Origin of the sequence: Helicobacter cetorum, assembly GCF_900198405.1 — a bacterium.
GTDB classification, from domain to species: domain Bacteria; phylum Campylobacterota; class Campylobacteria; order Campylobacterales; family Helicobacteraceae; genus Helicobacter; species Helicobacter cetorum_C.
In genome coordinates this window covers 32,538-50,849 of the sequence record NZ_FZMR01000016.1, presented here as the reverse complement: position 1 = coordinate 50,849, position 18,312 = coordinate 32,538, and the positions used below count along the sequence as shown (strand labels likewise).

Sequence of the window (18,312 nt, the reverse complement as noted above, 5' to 3'; positions counted from 1 at the left end):
ACTTATCAAAATAAAGCCGTCAATTTTGGTGTCTTTGGAGGCATTCAATTAGCAGGAGAGACCTTTAATTCTTCATTAAAGAATAATCAATATGTCAATAAGAAAGACATTAATAGCACGCATTTCCAATTCCTCTTTGACTTAGGATTTCGCATGAACTTTGGTAAATTAGGTCAAAAGACTAAACGACACCGCCAACACACCGTAGAAATAGGTGTGCAAGTGCCTACGATTTATAACACTTATTATAAGTCTGCTGGAACTACGGTGAAATATTTCCGTCCTTATAGCGTGTATTGGTCTTATGGGTATTCATTCTAAGAAAGGAGGCAAAAGAAAATGATAAAGAAAATGAAACAAAACGCATTCAAAACAACAAATAAGATGAATAAGGAAAATCTTGTGAAACATTTTAAACAAAACATCACATTCTTAGCCCCTTTAAGCCTAGTGCTTTCTTTAAATCTAAGCCCATTGAGTGCTGAAGAAGATGGAGGATTTATGACCTTTGGTTATGAGCTAGGGCAAGTGGTGCAAAAAGTTAAGAATCCTAATAAATATAAAGCAATAGACTTAGCCAATGAAATCAATGCCACAACAACTATCAATATTGATAATAAGGATGAAGGGGGTAATGTCGTAGGGAATTTGGGCAACTTGCTCACGCTCCAATTACAAAACCTTGCCAATCTTTACCCACAGTTAAAAGATAACCAACAAATTAAAGACCAAAACTTACAAAACACCGTTGGCTATCAAATCTATCAGGCCATGTATCAAAACACCCAAACAGCATTACAACAAATGGCAGGCTTAACTCAATATGGCACAACAACCTACCCCTTGCTATCTGAGCAACTAGGCAGTCTTAATAATCTCAATACCTATATCAAATACATGAACGCCTCTATTAGAGCTAACAACTCTCCATCTGGGGCATTAAATCTCAAAAACGCACAACAAGTTTCTTATGCCTTGAATCAATCTGCAAGTACTCTTGCGGCAAGCCAAGATTTTATTAACGCTTTATTGACCATGCAGATATTCAACTCGGCCAATGCGGGCAATAGTATCAGTGCTAAGGATTTTACAGGTCTGGTTCAAAACATGATTGACCAATCTGCAAGCACTCTTAATGAACTCAAACAAGCTAATATTAGTTCTTCTACAGGCTATAAAGAAGAATGGGGAAAGAGTCCTCAAAGCACTGAAAAATACTTTGCTAACGCTGAGGCCACCCTTAATAAACTCGTGCGTTTGAACAGTCAGCTTAAAGCCAACCCATGGCTAGGTCAATTTGCCGCTGGTAATAGCAAGCAAACCAATGCGATGAATGGCTTTTACACTAAGATTGGTTACAAGCAATTCTTTGGAAAGAAAAAAGCCTTTGGCTTACGATACTATGGCTTTTTCTCTTATAATGGAGCAGGCGTAGGTAATGGCCCTACTTACAACCAAGTAAACTTACTCACTTATGGCGTGGGAACTGATGTGCTTTATAATGTATTTTCTCGTTCATTTGGTTCTAGGAGTATTAATGCAGGCTTTTTCACTGGAATCCAACTTGCAGGAGATAGCTATATCACAAGTCTAGCTAAAAATTCTCAACTTGTTCATAAACCTACTGCAACCAAATTCCAATTTCTCTTTGATGTGGGGATGCGTATGAACTTTGGTATTTTGAAAAAAGATATGAAGAAACATAACCAACACTCCATTGAGATTGGTATTCAAATCCCTACGATTTATAACACTTATTATAGTAATGGTAGCACAGAAGTATCCTACTACCGTCCTTATTCGGTGTATTGGGTTTATGGGTATGCGTTCTAAGGCTTTAGGGCTTTAGATTTTTGTTTACGGCAAGAGTGAAGTCTTGTCTATTTTTAAATGTAAGAATATCAATAAAGGATTTAATAAAATGATAAAGAAAAATCTAGCTCTAGTTCTAGCTCTTAGTCTCGCTCCTTTGAGTGCTGAAGAAAATGGCTTTTTTGTAAGTGTGGGTTATCAAATTGGCGAAGCTCAGCAAATCGCTAAAAACACTGGTGCTATCCAAAAGCTTAATGATAGTTATGCAGAGTTGCAAAACAATCTAGTGTTGATGCAAGAATTAAATCGTGCCGTTAATAACGCCAATGATAGTGCTAAAATCACTGAATCGATATCCAGCATCCAAGCTTTCAGTCAAAATAACCAATGTAACACTGGTGGTGGTGCTATTGGTAGCGGAACATGCTCTTCAACAAACGGAGAGTATTCTCCCACATACCAAGCCTCTAAGATGGCTATTAGCATGGCACTCATGCTACAAGGGATTTTATTAGGAACAGGGAATGTATGTAAAGGCCTTCAATCTAATTGCTACTATAATAAAAACAGCAGTCTTACTTTAGGACAATCAAAAACTGATATGACAAAAGCCACACAACTCGCCACACAACTTCAACAAAAATTGCAAGCCAGTCCTACTTATGCTAATCTAAGCAACATGCTAGACACTGCAAAAGAAATCCTAACCATCTTTGGAAAAACCCAAGTTACTATCACAGGGAATGCTGCAAATTATACAGATAAAAATACTGGAAAAGTTGTTGAACAACTAGGTCCAGATGGCATGGCTATCAATCAAACTCAAGCCTATAAAGTAGCTGTTAATATGGTCGATAATGCCATTGCTTTACTTCAAACAAGCCAAATCCTTAACACTCAAGCTAGTAGTTTGCAAAAAAATTCCACTGCCAATACTGCTGGTTTTGCCAGTCAATTTCAAGAGGCTTTTAATGCCCAAGAAAAAGTTATTCAAGGCGCTCAAAATATTGTCAATGCTTACAAACCTTTGGGGGGAGTGGTAAAAAGTATCTTTGAAGGCAAATCATGCACCATAACTGAGACTGAAAAATGCAAATGGGTTTATGGCAACAGCACTTCTTTTGCTAACCCTAATAATAGTGAGCAAGCTACACAACAATCTATTGACTACTACAACACTTCAACCAATAACACCGCTCAAATCGTGAATGATGTAACCCATCTAGGAGTCAACAAAGAAAGTTTAAAGAACACTCTAAGTGCAACTAACCATCAAATCCAAGCCATTTCAAACATGCCTAACAATAATCTTGATTTAAAAAACCTTGTTACCATCCAAGAAAACACATATAGCCCAGGGAGCACTATCTCTATCGATGTTAACCAACAAAACGCTCTAAACAACGCTCTGCAAGCTATGAGTGCTAATCCCTTTAGGCATGTGGGCATACTCAAATCTCAAATCAATAACGGAGCGATGAATGGCTTTGGCGTGATGATGGGCTATAAACAATTCTTTGGCAAGCAAAAACGCTGGGGTGCAAGATATTATGGATTTTTTGATTATAACCATGCGTATATTAAAAGCGGATTTTTTAATTCAGCCTCTAATGTGCTAACTTATGGTGTAGGTTCAGATTTACTCTACAATATTATCAATGCTAAGAAAATAGGCAAAGCAGGCAATAAATTCTCTTTTGGTCTTTTTGGAGGCATTCAGCTTGCAGGGACTTCTTGGCTTAATAGCAATAATCTTGTGCTAGAAAATAATCCTATTTTCAATGGTCCAACAACCCCTTATAAAGCTAATGTTAAAACCTCAAACTTCCAATTTTTATTCAATCTTGGGTTAAGAGTCAATCTCACTGAGAATAAAAAAACAGAACATGCCCCTCAACATGGCTTTGAATTAGGCGTAAAAATCCCCACCATTAACACTAACTATTATAGCTTTATGGGTTCTAAGCTAGAATACAGAAGACTTTATAGTATTTTTGCCAATTATGTGTTCGCTTACTAAAATAGATATTCTTTAAGAGAGCTTTTTAAAGGCTCTTATTTTGGTTTTTTATCTAATGCGTTTAAGCATGGTCAAAATAAAGGCATGGACAATAGCCTAAAGGCTAATTATTTCTTGTTTTAATTGTTTATCCAATGTGTTTAAGCACAAGCATACTAGAGATTTAAACGCCTTTGGCGTTTAGATTATCTTCTTAGGGGCTTTATTTCTTATTCCTTAGTCTTTTCTTTAGCAAACTCTTCTTTTTAAAATGGATTGATACTCTTGCAACGATTTTTAAGATAAATATGATTTATTTTAATGAGACCAATCTCTAACCCATTTCACTTCCACCAAATCATATAAAGCGTTGATACAATAGATTCTAGTGGCTCTTTGTAAATCTTGCAAATTCAAAGGGGCATGTTTAACAAGACCCTTTTTTAACAGCTCCATAACACTAGTTCCCCTTAACGCACCCGCACTAAAATAAGGGGTTAGTAGCTCATTATTGATTTCTAAAACAAGATTACTTCTAGCCCCTTCAGTAAGTTCAAAATCTTGGTTATAAAAGATTTCATCAAAAATAACGCCTTTTTTAATGAGTTCTCTAGTCTTTTGGTAAAAAGGGGCGTAAGTCGTCTTATGGTATAAAAAATCATTGTGTTTATTTATGGGGAATTGACTTAAACGCACTTCTAGGCTTTTTAATGGTTCTAAAGTTTTATATTCTTTAATGAGTGTGCCATTTTTTTGCAATAAAATTCTTAAAACCCCTTCTTTTTCTAGCTCAAAGTCTAAAAGATTTTCATCGTATTTGAAATTAAAATATTTAGCACTACTCACAAGGCGTTCTTTATGGGCGTTTTTATTTCTAATCTCTAATTTTTGAGCTACTTTTATAATTCGCATGGTTTCTATAAGCTCAAATTCAATTTTAGGCATGACAAAAAAGGATTTTAAAAAACTCTCTTCATACTCATCTTCGTTCTTACTTTCATAAGTAATCCCACTCCCTACCCCTAAATGCAAAAAATTTTCGCCTTTTTTCTTTTCTATCGTCCGAATTGGCACACTAAAAACAGCTCTTTTTTCTTCAACAAGTCCTATAGCCCCACAATACACCCCCCTAGCACGCCTTTCTAAGTTTTCAATGATTTGCATCGTTCTTATTTTAGGACACCCTGTAATTGAGCCACAAGGAAACAACGCCTTAAAAATCTCAAATAAGCTTGTTTTTAGGGGCAATTTGGCTTCAATTTCACTCACCATTTGATACACGCTAGATAAGGCTATGATTTCAAATAATTGATTGACTTTTACGCTATTTTTTAGAGCAATTTGGCTCAAATCATTACGCAATAAATCCACAATCATCACATTTTCACTTCTATTCTTGCTATCATTTTGTAAAAATAATTTATTTTTCTCATCTATTAGGGGATTGTTTGAACGAGCTATCGTGCCTTTCATAGGTTTTGTGATGATTTTAATCGCATTATCTAAAAATTCTAATTCAAAAAATAATTCTGGTGAAAAACTTAAAATACTACTAAACTCATTTTCTATAAAAGCCTTAAAAGGCGTGTTTTGGTTATGTAACACTTCTTCAAAAATTTTTTCTAGCTTGGCTTGAGTGTTTAAAATTAAATCCATAGTGAGATTGACTTGATAGGTATCGCCCTTTTTTAAATGCTCTTTAATGCTTTTAAATTGTTTTAAATAGCTCTTTTTATCTAAAGGGCTATGAATATTAGGGTAAAAAGTGTGTTCTTTTAAAGGCTTTAAAGCGTATTTTTTTCTTTCTAAAAATTGTTCAAAATATAAAAAAGGGGTTTGGCTTTTAAAAGTTTTATCTAAAAAAGCAAGGCGTGCTTCATAAGTGAGATACCCTACAAAATACCCCTTTCCCCTATTTTGAGAGATAAAATCTAAGGCGTCTTTTAGCTCGTTAAAATTAGTGGCAACAAGTTTTTTAACGCACTTCTGATATTTAAAATCCCCAAAAATCATTTAGTTTTTAGCAATGGCTTCGTATTTGTCTATAAAAAAGACAGGGTTATAGCTCATTTTAGCCCTTCTCAAGCCTTCTAGTCCTAAGTCTTCTTCTCTGTTAGCATAAGTTAAATGGCTAAATTCATTCAATAATAATTGCTGATTAATAATTTGATACGCTCCCACAATATCCAAACGAGCCTTTTCAATATGAATGAGTGCACTATTTTCATTCAAAATTTCTCCAAAGCTAAATGCCACTATCTCTTTATCAACCCTAACAAGCCCCCCCTTTAAATCCAAGCTTTCATAATTTTCTAAGACACTAATAATCCCTTTATTTTCATTGATTAGCCCTAAGTCATTAGTCGCACTTTTTTCAAACCACCTTTGAGAGATTTCTAAAACTTCTTTTTTATTTTTAGAAGAAATTTTTTCATAAACAAAATCAGGGTAATTTTTTAAAAACTGGTTTAAGTGGTTTTTTTTCTTATGGTATTTTTTCCCTTTTAAAGCGATTAGTTCTTCAATCAAATAGATATAATCACTTCTATCTCTGTTATAAACAAACTCAAAAACCCCTACAAAATTTTCTTTTAAATACTCCATTTGCTCTAAGCTAAGAGAGTGAAATTCTAAATTTTTTTCTAATTTCAAAAGCTCTTTAACACATTCATTAATGTTGTTACCGATAGGATAGAAATAAAAGGGCTTTTGATTTTTATAAGTGGTTTGAATCACCAAGCAATCCTTAATCACAGCCACTTTAATGAGTCGTGCATGTTGCCATAAAAAGCAATTCACAAAACTCACATCAGATAAAACAATCCTTTGAGCGTTTAAAAACCTTGAAAACAAATCTTTATGCTCTAAAGTGATTTCTTTAAACATGATTATTTATTTTCCTTATATTTAATAACTATTAAGTTATTTTTTATTCTTTAAAGTATTTTCTTGCAACTCTTTAGAGCCACTAAAAATTTCGTAATAAATCTTTGTAAGCGTTATCTTATCCAAGTATTTTAAAGGCTTTTGATTCAAACGATTAATAATTTCTTCTTCTCTTTTAGGGCAATAAATAGAATTTTTATCCTTATTTTGCGCGATCTTTACAACCATTTTTAAGCGTGTTTCTAACAATTCTATAATTTTGTCATCAATTTCATCAATTCTAGCCCTTAAAACACTTAAATTATTATTTTCAATCATTTAAGCATTCCTTTTCTAATCGCCACAAATCCTCTAAACTCTCTTTTTTTCTAATCACTCTGATTTCTTTGTTTTCTAGGGCTAATTCCAAAAGTTTGGGGCGTGAATTATAGTTGCTTGCCATACTAGTCCCATAAGCCCCCACCTTTTCTATGACTAATTTATCGCCTTGCTCTAATTTTGGCAACATTGCATCTTTTAAAAAAATATCACTACTTTCACACACAGGTCCTACCACATCACAGAGTGAAGTTTCGCCCCCCTTAGAAGGCGTTACTACTTTTATAGAATGCTTAGCATGATACAAACTAGGGCGTAAAAAATCATTCATTCCTACATCAACAACCACAAAACGCTTGTTTTGAGCCATTTTCTCATACAAAACTTGTGTGATTAATTCCCCACTCTCAGCTACGATAGAGCGACCCGGCTCACAAATTATGGTTAAATCTAAGCCTTTAAGCGAATCTAAAATCCCTTGTGCGTAATCATAGAGTTTAATCGTTTCTTCATTTTCATAGCTTACGCCAATTCCACCCCCCACATCAAAAAAGCGTAAATCTATCCCAAGTGCTATCAAGGATTTAGCGATTTTGGCCACCTTAGCACTAGCTTCTAAAATGGGGGCTAAATCTAAAAGCTGTGAGCCGATATGAAAATGCACGCTAATGGGTTCTAAAAAATCGCTTTTTTTAGCAAAAACAAACATTTCTAAGGCTTCTTTTTCTTCTACACCAAACTTATTTTCTTTCAAGCCGGTAGAAATATAGGGGTGCGTTTTAGCGTCAATATTAGGGTTAATCCTTATAGAAATTCTAGCTTTAATCCCTAAGTTTTGAGCGATTTTTTCAATCGTTTTTAATTCCATAAAACTCTCAACATTCAAAAATAAAATATTGAGTTTTAGGGCTTGTTCTATTTCAAACTCACTTTTTCCCACCCCACTAAACACGATTCTATAAGGCTTAATCCCAGCTTCTAAGGCTCTTCTTATTTCACCTATTGAAACACAATCAGCCCCACTCTCTAAACTCGCCAATAAAGAAAGAATGCTTAAATTAGAGTTAGCCTTTAAAGCATAGCAAATTAAAGACTTGCGTCCCCTAAACGCCTCTTTATAGCTCAAAAAGGCACGCTTGATTTTGTCAAAATCATAGAGATAAAAAGGGGTTTCATAAGCAAGAGATAGCTCTTCGTAATCTAGCATGTAAAAAACCTAATATAGTATTTAAAAGATTTGGCATTATAACAAAAAAGTTAAAACACCACCCTCATACCTACATTTCCGGTTAAATTAATATCTTGGTATTGCAAGCCAAACCTAGCTCCAATACCCGCATTCACATAAATGGCATGCCACAAACGCATTTCACCCCCTGTTACGACACTTGCAAAAGTGTTATAAGCCCCACCTTTACGATACAACAAAGTGTCTTCACCCATAAAACGCACCATTCTATCCCCAGAAGAGTTAACAAAAATATCTTTCCCTAACTTAGCTGTTACAAAATAATAGGAATTTTTACCAAAATATTGACGGCTTTCAACACCTACATTAACCATCAAAACAGATTTATTAGAAGGGTTAGCGTTAGTAGCGAATGACTGATAAAATGGGTCATTCATCTTGCCTTTCATACTACTTAATCCCATGTAATAATAGCTCAAGCCCACTTGAGGCTTTAGCACCACGCTCTTATGCCTAAAGATAAAATCATAGCCATAATTCCCATTCAAACTTGTTGTCCAAGTGTTATAGTTATAGCGTTGGTTAATAGCAGACAATAAGGAGTTATTAGAACTAATAGTCGTTTTATTCCCTCCCCATGTCTCACTCGCACTAAAAGTGATTTCACTCTTTTTGACAAAGGCTCTTGTATACATTCCTACATTCACATTATTAGAGCCAGAATTCATAATACGCCCATTAAACCCGCTATACCCATAAGCCACATACCCCCCTACAATCACATTTTTAATAAATCTATCATAGCCTACATTCAATCCATAAAGCGTGCCTGTGCCTCCAGCCACAAAGCTTGCTCCCCCTACGCCTTGCACCCAGACATTGTTTTTAAACTTATCTCGCTGAGTGTATTTGAGAATGAAATCTAATGCGTTAGGGTTAGCCTCACTAAAGCGTTTGTTTTTAAGCTCTAACAAACGCTCATGAAAATTGGACTCATTCTCGGCTCTAAAATTAGAGAGCTTAGTTAAACGGCTTGTTTGTTGGGTATAGCTTGCGATTTCTAAGAGCCTTGTGGCATTATTTCTAAAATTAGGATTAGAGATTAAACCCATAGTGTTTTTAAGGTCTTTAGCCACATTCAAAAGTTCATTCAAGCTATGCTTTTCTAAATAAATCGGTGCAAAAAGAGGGTTGGCTTTCGTATCTATCATTAATTTTGAGAGCCAACTCATCACGCTACTCCCTCCTATGGTTTCAATCTTTTCTAGTGCGTTTTTACCTTGAATACCCACAATGTAATCTTGCAAAGTAGGGGCATTAAACGCCATGACCTTATTCCCATAGGACATTTTAATTTGGTTATATAAGATAGAAAGGCTTAAAACTTTATTGGTTGGAGTGCTTGGCGTGGGCGTTTTTACGCTTTGTGTTGTAGCTACTTGGCTTGAATTATCATTTTTATCAGTAGCATTAGAAGTGTTTTGAGAAGTGGTGTCTATATTGACACTCAATAATAGCCCCTTATCTTGCAGTTTCACTCGCTGACCCAAATAAGTTAGAACGCCATTATCATCTTTAATATGATGTCCGTTAATATCAATTAAAGTATAGAGTTTCAAATACGATTGCAAGCTGTTTGGATCAATATTATAATTGATATAGCGACTGCTTTTTAATAGCGTGTAGGTATTATCATTCATAAAATCGCTTGAAATTTTCATAAAAGGCGTATTAGTCATATTGAGATTAGCAACACCCCCTACTTGAATGAGAGGCTCAGATGCTAAGGGGGTAGCAAAATTCTCTTGGATAGCTAAGGCTGTGGTAGATGTCTTGGGTGTGGTGGCAGTAGCTTTAGGTGCTGTAGTGGTAGAATCTGCATTCAAATTAAAATTCATTGTCCCAAAATTATTCAAACTCTCCCCTACCTCTACACCATAAACACCGGTGCTTAGAGAGCCATTTTGAGTGATATTCAAATCTTTATTAATTTTTATGCTATGTGAAGTATTGTTATTGAATGTGCCTTGAATAATGAGATTATTGGTAATAAAGCTTGCGTTTTTATCTAAAGTGGCTTGCTTAGAAACAATGAGATTGTTAGCTTGAAACTGAGCGTTGTTATAAAGGTATAAATTTTTGATGTTTGAAAAACCTTGAACGCTTGAGAGATTGACAATTCCATTGGCATAAATATTGCCTAAAAAATTAAAATTATTAGCTGTAACGCTCAAGCTCTCATTATTGTTATTTAAAACAATTTGGGCGTTTCTGTTTGAATATGTGCTTGAAGAAGTGCTTTGAGTATTCTTATTAGAATTGGTTGTGGTAATAGGCTCACAAGAATTTGTAGGACTAGATGTATTTGAAGTAGCAGGGCTTGTTGGAGTTTCACTCACACAGCTTGCATTCACATAAATATCGCCTTTAGATACGGATACATTGTTATTTGTAGCGTTAATGTTAAGCCCATTGCTCGCATTCAAGCTAGTAATATCAATATTAGAAACTTGATTAGAGAGCAAATTAAGCGTGCCGGTATGCTTGCTAAAATTAATGCTATTGTTTCCGGAAAAAATCAATAAGTCCCCTGCATTAAAGCTTAGTGTCCCTCCATTCGCATTAGAAAAATGAGAGTTTTGCACAAAAACCACGCCCTTAGCGTTGAAATTGAAATCCCCTTTTTGCCACACTTGACTTAACCCATAAGGGGCAAGAAGTCCTTTATCGCCTAGATTTGGCATTAATTTTCCTAAGCCTTCCTTATAGATGGGACCTAAGCCCTTAGCACTAAGGATTTTATCTAGCACGCTTTTAATTTGCTGGTTTTGCAATAAGTCTTCTATAGAGTTAAGGGTATTTTGCCCCAAAAACTTCTCTATCATTTCCTTGCCTAGAGTTGTAACATTGTCTTTTAAGGCGTTGCTAGGATTAACAATATCTTTAAGAATGACATTCATCACTTGCCCTATATCATTGGCTGAAATATAACCGGTGATTTTATTAAGAATATCTTGCTTGCCTAGTAAATCATTGATAGACATGCTCCCTATCATTTTTTCGGGGTTTTGCAAATCTAGTCCCCCAAGTCCTACTAAGCCCCCTACTAAACCTGTCCAAAAGCCTAATTTTTGTCGGATTAAATCCTTAATAGCCGTATTTAAACCGCTACTATTCATTAGATTATTAAAATTTTGTGTGCCTAAAAGCTGGTCTAAACTTTCATTTTTTTGTTTATCAGTGAGCGTTTTGCCAATAACGCTATTGCTCCCTAACATATCAGCGATTAAACTTCCTAAGCCCCCAGCCTTTGTCATAGACTGCTTAGCCACTTCGCCTAAAATATCAGCAAGTCCGGCTTGATTAAAGATTTTATTAATGCCATCTTGACCTAGCATGCTAAAAATACTATCCGTTTGAGAACTTACAATATTAGCCCCATTGAGACTTAGTGAAGTCGCACTATTAAAAGTTACGCTCGCACTCCCCCCAGTCCCCCACGCATTCCCACTCCCTAAAGTGCCGGTAAGATAAATTTCTTTCGCATTAAAAGTCGTGTTAATATAGCCTAAACTTGGCGAGCTAGATTCTAAAAGCTGTCCTAAATAAGTGTTTCTAAATTTTTGACAAACTATATCTGTATTATTACAAGGCTTTTCATAGCCTTGCCCCCCAAACCAAATAGCACTATTAGTATTCGTTTGCCCTACTTTGGTCGCTCCAATCACTAAGGAGCCGTTATTGAAATTCTGAACGATAGAATTATCAGCGTTATTGATAAACTGATTGATATTTTTCCAATCATCTGGGGTAATCAATTTTTCAAGCTGGTTTAAAGCATTATTGTCTAAATGACTAAGACTTGAAAGCGAAAGATTGCCCCCTAAAATTTCTTTTATTTTAGGGTATAAGCCAAGTGCCATTTGCCCTAAATCTTTAAGATTTTTTAAATCATAGCCCTTGTTGTAAATATGTAACGCATTAATAGGATTACCTTGAGCGTTATAGGTAGTTGGAATAACAGAGCCTTGTGTATTAGAGCTAATATCGTTGTTTTTAGTGGTGTTATCATTGCCACTAGCCTGATAAGTAGAATTAGGGTGGTAATAGCCCTTAACATTGCTCGTTAGATAAAAAGTGCCTTGTGCGTTATCACTATAAGAATACACACCATTTGTATTAGCATAGGTTTTTTTGTAGTTAAAGATTTCAGGAGCGATGTTATAAAGTGTGTTTTTTACACCTAGAATTTGAGAAAGCGTGATACTTAATTGACCATTCTTTAAGCTCTCTGTGATTTTCAACGAGCTATTAAGCGGATTAGTAAAGCTATAACTCTGTGTTTTTAAATCATAAACCCCACTAGCAATATCCATACCAAAGAAATTGATATGCTCATACCAGTTATTATCATTGCTCATATTAGCTTGAAGAATATTATAAACACGATTTTTATTATCGCTAAGATTACTCAATAAATCAATATTAGCGATATTCAAACTCCCTTGATTATTGAAAGTAAAATCATTATTTCCTAAACTTAGCACGCTCTGACTATTATTAGCACTTAAGAGATTACCCCCTAAAGTTAGCCTTGCATTGACATTAAGGGCTTGCTTAAACGAAATGGGGCTTTGAGAGTTGGAGAACGCTTTATCATAGAAATTAAACGCCGTGTTATTAGCAATAGTGCTAGAGCCTTGAAAGGTTAAAGAAGAGTTGTTACTGAAATTAAACTGACCCCCTAAAGAAGTCGTTCCCTTAAACACGATAGAAGAGTTGTCATTCAAATTAACATTGATATTAGCTGAATCAAAATTGGTTGTCCCATTAAAGTGAATTTGAGAGCCATTATCCAAAATCAAGCTCGCCTTATCATTAAGTATTGCACTACCACTTATATCAACAACGCTCTTTTGATTGAGATTTAAGGAGCTTGTATCGCTCATGCTCAAATTCCCATTAAGATTAAGCTTGGCATTATTACTTGCATCAATAGAGGCATTTTGATTAAAACTAATTTGATTAGCTTTTATGGTGCTTTCCCCCTTATTCGCATTAACGCTTAAACTCAAATTAGAATTATTAAATGCCACATTCTTAGCTTGAATTTGATACAAACCTGAGCTTAAATTCGTGCTGTCAGTAAAATTAATTGTGTCAATGGCACTGAATTTAAAAATAGATTGTGTATCTCCCACATAGCCCCTAAAGGAGCTGTTAGAAAAATCCATATTAAGAGCATTGAAACTAAAATTAGGTGTCCCGCCATTTTGCGCGGTATTATCTATGAAATGCGAATTTTGAGCTTGAATATCGGCATTGCTAGAAAAATTCATCTGTGAAACACCTAAAATTCCCGTTCCAGCCGCACGATTATTTAAGGTTGCATTCGTTAAAACAATGCCTTGCAAACCATTAAAATTAAGGTTGGCTCCCCCACCACTAGTTACACGATTCCCGCTTTCAATAGTGCCTGTAATATAGATTTTTTGAGCCTCATAATGTGCTGTGATAAAGCCTATACATTGAGCTCCCCAACAATGCCCATCAGCACTATTGCTCCCTGCCCCTTTATTATCCCCAAAAGAAATAATCGTGTTAGATTCAGGTGCGTCGCTTGCGTTCGTCCATAGTTCTTTAGCCCCAAAAACAATGGCGGTATTTTGCCCTATAAATTTTTGAGAAAACGACTCCGCACTAGAGGCATAGAAATCAATGGTATCTTGATAGTAATAAATGACATTGTTTTGATTGCTTGCTAAATTATTATTATAGCTCTTAGGAATGTAAGTTTGAAAACCTAAAATATCTTTATAGTATAAATTAGAGGGGTCTTCCATATTCACGCTAGTATATTGCATAGGAACGCCCAAACGCTTAATAGAAATACTATTTTGTGAAAAAGTCTCTTGCATTTGGTAGGTTTCATCACCGATAGTATAGGTAACATCATAAACCCCTAAGCCATTATTTAAGCTAGAATTAGAAACTACCTTTTCACTGCTTGCCCCTTGATAATTGATGATTTTCCATAAATCTTTAGCCCAATCTTTAGTGTCATAATTAATCGCTTTAGTAGAACTAACAATCGTAATAGGATTGCCATTAGTAATCGCTTGGGCAATATTAATCTTTGTATCCCCACTAAAAGTAATAATGCCTTCACCAAAGGATAGAGGATTATCTAAATTCTTTAAAGTGATATTATTAAGAGCAACATCTCCTTTCACGCTTACATTAGTAGGGCTATCAAAAGCAACATTATTAAAACTTGCATTCCCACCTATGGTAATCTTACCGGTATTATTAAAGGTCGCTTGTGTGCTATTTTGTGTTTCAGTGTTAGAGCTATCATTAGTTGTAGCATTAGTAAAGACAGCATTACCGGCAATTTGAATGTTTTGATTAGTGTTAGTAAAGTTTCCTTTAAAGGTCGTTTTCGCACTAGAATTATCAAAGTTAAAAGAAGTGTCTTTATTAAAATTAGCGTTATTAAAAGTGGTGTTATTAGCACCGATATTGAATGTTCCACTATTAAACTGATTACCATTTTCAAAGTCTAGGTTATTACCTTGAAAATTGTAAGTCCCTCCATTAAAATTAGTGTTTTGGAATGTAGCTTGTCCGGCATTAAAAGTGAATGTTCCATCTTTAGCATGGTTAGTGAAAGTTGTGCCATAAACAGAAAGCTTACCATTATTATTTAAGCTCTGTTGAATATTGCCATCACTATCCATATTATCAGTAGAAAAAGTCATAGAGCTTGAATAAATACCGGCATTATTTTGCGTAATCTTAGCGTTAGAAATTTTGATATTATCAATTCCATTAAAAGTAAGATTAGCTGCCCCACCGGTGCCTATACGATTGCCTGATTGTAAATTAGCTGTGATGTAGACATTATGAGCGCTATAAGTGCCAGTGGTTGTGCCGGTGCATTGGTAATAAGGCCAAGGTCCACAATGCCCATTAAGAACGCTCCCTGAAATATCTCCAAAAGACACCGTATCACTAGAATTAATATTATTCCCACTCCAAGTTGAATTAGCACCAATGACTAAATTACTATCACTTGCACTAAAAGTCTGTTTGAATGTATTATTATAACTCCCCCAAATTTGAATGCTAGGCAAGTAGTAAGTGCCACTCTCTGTAAAATTTTGAGATTTGGGCATGTAAAATTTATGGTCATACCAAGACATGTCGGAGTTAATGTAAGTTGAATTGGCTAAATCAAATTTAGAACCATTAACCACAGGAGGTGGTGTATACTCGCCACTTGTTATGGCTTGAATAGTAATAGAGTTTTTACCAAAAGTTTCTTCTAGCCCATAAATCTTATTCCCAACCTTATAGGCGACTTGATAGGTTCCTAAGCCATTATTGGCACTATCTGTGCTATCTTTGGTAACTTTTGTGATATGCCCTTGCGTGTTATCATAAGTGATAATATCCCATAAGCCTTTGGCATAGCCTTGTGTGGAAGTTTTTGTATTTTGAGAGCCGCTAGTTTCTTTTAAAGCGTCTGTATAGCTATTGAGAAGATGGCTTAAAAGGCTGTTATAATTAATGTCTTTACTAGATCTTAAGATTGTAGTTTTTCCACTCCCTAAATTAGCAATATTAAAGCTTACCCCTTGATTGAGAGTAATTTGTGCGTTTCCAAAATCAAGGGTCGCATTATTTTTCAATTCATTTTTACCACTAAGAGTTACACTCCCTTTAATATCGGTGTTTTGAGAATTGATAGAGGTGTTAAACGAAGTGTTATTAAAGGTAGCATTATTTTCTATCATAAGCTTACCGCTATTATTAAACGAAGCGTTTTCAAAGCGAGCGTTTTGAATGGTTAAATTATGGTTTTGGTTGTTAAAACTATTTTTAAAAGTAACGCCACCTTGAATATTGATAGGGCTATTAGTGTTACTAAATGAGCTGTTTTCAAACAAAATTTGTGGGTGTTGAGTATCTGTCTTATTGAAAGTAAAAGTTCCCCCATTAAAGGTGCTGTTTTGAAAAGTGGCTTGATTGTGAAAATTGTATTGAAGATTGCCAAAATTCGCATTCTCAAACGAGCTTATGCCTTCAAAAGTGAAGCTACCATTATTAAAATTTGTGTTATTAGTGGCACTAAAACTTTGCTTAAAAGTGTAAGTGCCTCCATTAAATTTCGCCCCACTAAAATTAGCGTTATTATCAAAAGTAAAGCTACCGCTCTCATTGCTAAAAGTCGTGTTTGTAGAAGTGCTAGTTCCTTTGAATGTGTAAGTGGGTCCTGTGCTAGAGCAATTCGCTCCCACACCCCAATTCACCGAAGAGCTACACACATTGCCATTTAAAGAAATTGAACCGATTGTAATGGTGCTGTTAGTATTACCAATATTGACTTGCGAAGTTTTATACGCACTGATATTAGAATTAATATTCACTTCATTAGCGTTTAGATTTAAAGTAGCAGTGCCGGTATGCGTGCCAGCTCCTGTCCCAATGCGATTGCCTACTTCTAGCATGCCACTCAAATCTAATGTGCCAACATTAAAGCTGACATCATCTTTTCCATCACCATAGCTAGAGCCTTGATAAGAAGTAAAACTATTTGTGCCACTTAGTTTTAGAGTGGCACTGCCACTCAAATTAATGGTAAGATTGCCTCCGGCATAATTAACTAAATTATTAAGAGTAAAAATACCATTTTCATTATTGCCTATTGAAATTGGTTTGTAATCTTGTGAAGTCCAATAATGTGCAACATTACCAACATCATACCCTTGATGTCCAGCTCCCCAAATAGTGCGTGCACACCCCGCAAATTCCCACCATGCACAATACTCACGACCCTTAACCCAATGCGTATATACACTCCCAATCTTAGAATTAAGCTCATTCCACAAGTTCTCATCTGCATGCAAACCCTTCACAAACCCACTCAACAATAAGGGTGCAAGCCATAAAGAACGCTTGATTAAACTTGGGGCAATAGTTTCACGATTGGTTAGCAACCTTTTATTCTTTTGCTTGTGCCGAAATTTTTTAAGACTATCTTTTTTCATAAGGCTATTTTATCCCACTCAAACCATTCTTTCGTATTAAATTGGGTCATTGTAGCAAAAAGTCTGCCAACTTTGATAAATTAAGAGCGTTTCTATTTCTCTAAAGTTATTTATGTTTTCTATGTTTCTCAAAAGCACTTTTAAAGCAATGATAAGCCCTTAAGCGATGCACAAGATTGATTAGTGGCATTATCAAACGCTTGGGCGTATAAGGAAAGACTTTTTTAAAATGCTTAGGCAAGCAAATAGTCGTTTGCAAGCTTGCCTCACCAAATTTTACACACAAGGGCATATAAACAATATTAGGGAGTTTATGCTTAGGGCTATTAGATAAAAAAATGTCTGATGGCTCGGTAAAATAACGGCTTTTTTCAATCAAAATTTTCGCCCCATTTGGGGTTAAATAATAACAAGCACAAGAATTAAGATACAAACTGCTCATGTAAAAATGTTCGTCTAAAAACGACTCTTTTTCAAACATACTTAAAGGATAGTAGCAACGCCTTAAGATTTGATAAAGCTTAAAACAATCTTTTCTCAAAAACCGCTTGAAACGACTAGCCATGCTCAAATTCTCTTTAGAAGTCATATAAAGGGGTTCATTTTCAATTCTTGGTAAAACCTTTTGAAAAGTCCCTCCCCTATAGCCCCAATACTCCGCATGTAAACGCACCAAATCAAAGGGACTTTTTAAACATTTCATTACAGCCTCTTTGAAATTCTCTTTTAATTCAATATCATCTTCGCAAATGACTATGGGGGTATTTTTACTCACGCATTCTTGCCACAATAAAAAATGGCTCATATAGCACCCAAGCTCATTAGGCTCTAGCTCAGCCCCTCTTTTGCAATACACCCAATCGCTCTCTTTTAAGCGGTTTTTATCATAATGTTTGGCTCTCAAACCCTCAAAATGGGGTGAACTAGGGCTAATAGCATCAAAAATACTGAATTGAAAATCTTTAGCTAGATTATGCGGAGGGTTTTTACATAATTTTTGCATGCTTTCATACCTAGAGCTATCTTTAAGTGAAATAATTCTAATTTCCATTAAA

9 protein-coding genes are annotated in these 18,312 nt (G+C 35.2%); 3 read left to right on the top strand and 6 right to left on the bottom strand.

The features are described 5' to 3' along the window. The 3 genes from C6H25_RS05205 to C6H25_RS05195 all read left to right on the top strand — a co-directional run. A partial coding sequence (locus tag C6H25_RS05205) for an outer membrane beta-barrel protein (RefSeq protein WP_158653883.1) occupies nt 1-321 on the top strand: 321 nt, incomplete at its 5' end. 18 nt (nt 322-339) lie between these two features. Further along, nucleotides 340-1,833, top strand: coding sequence for an outer membrane protein (locus C6H25_RS05200; RefSeq protein WP_418904547.1), 1,494 nt, complete (start codon nt 340-342; stop codon nt 1,831-1,833). Nucleotides 1,834-1,921: 88 nt separating this feature from the next. After that, nucleotides 1,922-3,832: an outer membrane protein gene (locus C6H25_RS05195; RefSeq protein WP_104748397.1), complete on the top strand. Its 1,911-nt coding sequence runs from the start codon at nt 1,922-1,924 to the stop codon at nt 3,830-3,832. A 297-nt stretch (nt 3,833-4,129) separates the two neighbouring features. Here C6H25_RS05195 and C6H25_RS05190 read toward each other — a convergent pair whose 3' ends face one another. From C6H25_RS05190 to C6H25_RS05165, 6 genes are all read right to left on the bottom strand, one after another. Beyond that, entirely contained in the window at nt 4,130-5,824 is a 1,695-nt protein-coding gene (locus tag C6H25_RS05190) for a bifunctional chorismate-binding protein/class IV aminotransferase (protein ID WP_104748396.1), read from the bottom strand. After that, a complete protein-coding gene (locus tag C6H25_RS05185; protein ID WP_104748395.1) occupies nt 5,825-6,697 on the bottom strand; it encodes a DUF2156 domain-containing protein in 873 nt (290 codons plus the stop codon). Between the two features lie 36 nt (nt 6,698-6,733). After that, nucleotides 6,734-7,015, bottom strand: coding sequence for a chorismate mutase (locus C6H25_RS05180; RefSeq protein WP_104748394.1), 282 nt, complete (start codon nt 7,013-7,015; stop codon nt 6,734-6,736). Continuing rightward, entirely contained in the window at nt 7,008-8,222 is a 1,215-nt protein-coding gene (gene lysA, locus C6H25_RS05175) for a diaminopimelate decarboxylase (protein WP_104748393.1), read from the bottom strand. Before lysA ends, C6H25_RS05180 begins: the two co-directional genes overlap by 8 nt. A 50-nt stretch (nt 8,223-8,272) precedes the next feature. Continuing rightward, nucleotides 8,273-17,257: a vacuolating cytotoxin domain-containing protein gene (locus C6H25_RS05170; RefSeq protein ID WP_104748392.1), complete on the bottom strand. Its 8,985-nt coding sequence runs from the start codon at nt 17,255-17,257 to the stop codon at nt 8,273-8,275. Between the two features lie 106 nt (nt 17,258-17,363). Further along, the gene (locus C6H25_RS05165) at nt 17,364-18,308 is read right to left on the bottom strand and encodes a glycosyltransferase family 25 protein (RefSeq protein WP_104748391.1); all 945 of its coding nucleotides are present in this window, start codon (nt 18,306-18,308) and stop codon (nt 17,364-17,366) included. Between the last annotated feature and the right edge of the window lie 4 nt (nt 18,309-18,312).

What these genes read in the sequence shown, in the direction of transcription:
- C6H25_RS05200 (WP_418904547.1), top strand. Translation starts at nt 340, where the DNA reads ATGATAAAGAAAATGAAACAAAACGCATTCAAAACAACAAATAAGATG.
- C6H25_RS05195 (WP_104748397.1), top strand. Translation starts at nt 1,922, where the DNA reads ATGATAAAGAAAAATCTAGCTCTAGTTCTAGCTCTTAGTCTCGCTCCT.
- C6H25_RS05190 (WP_104748396.1), bottom strand. Translation starts at nt 5,824, where the DNA reads ATGATTTTTGGGGATTTTAAATATCAGAAGTGCGTTAAAAAACTTGTT.
- C6H25_RS05185 (WP_104748395.1), bottom strand. Translation starts at nt 6,697, where the DNA reads ATGTTTAAAGAAATCACTTTAGAGCATAAAGATTTGTTTTCAAGGTTT.
- C6H25_RS05180 (WP_104748394.1), bottom strand. Translation starts at nt 7,015, where the DNA reads ATGATTGAAAATAATAATTTAAGTGTTTTAAGGGCTAGAATTGATGAA.
- lysA (WP_104748393.1), bottom strand. Translation starts at nt 8,222, where the DNA reads ATGCTAGATTACGAAGAGCTATCTCTTGCTTATGAAACCCCTTTTTAT.
- C6H25_RS05170 (WP_104748392.1), bottom strand. Translation starts at nt 17,257, where the DNA reads ATGAAAAAAGATAGTCTTAAAAAATTTCGGCACAAGCAAAAGAATAAA.
- C6H25_RS05165 (WP_104748391.1), bottom strand. Translation starts at nt 18,308, where the DNA reads ATGGAAATTAGAATTATTTCACTTAAAGATAGCTCTAGGTATGAAAGC.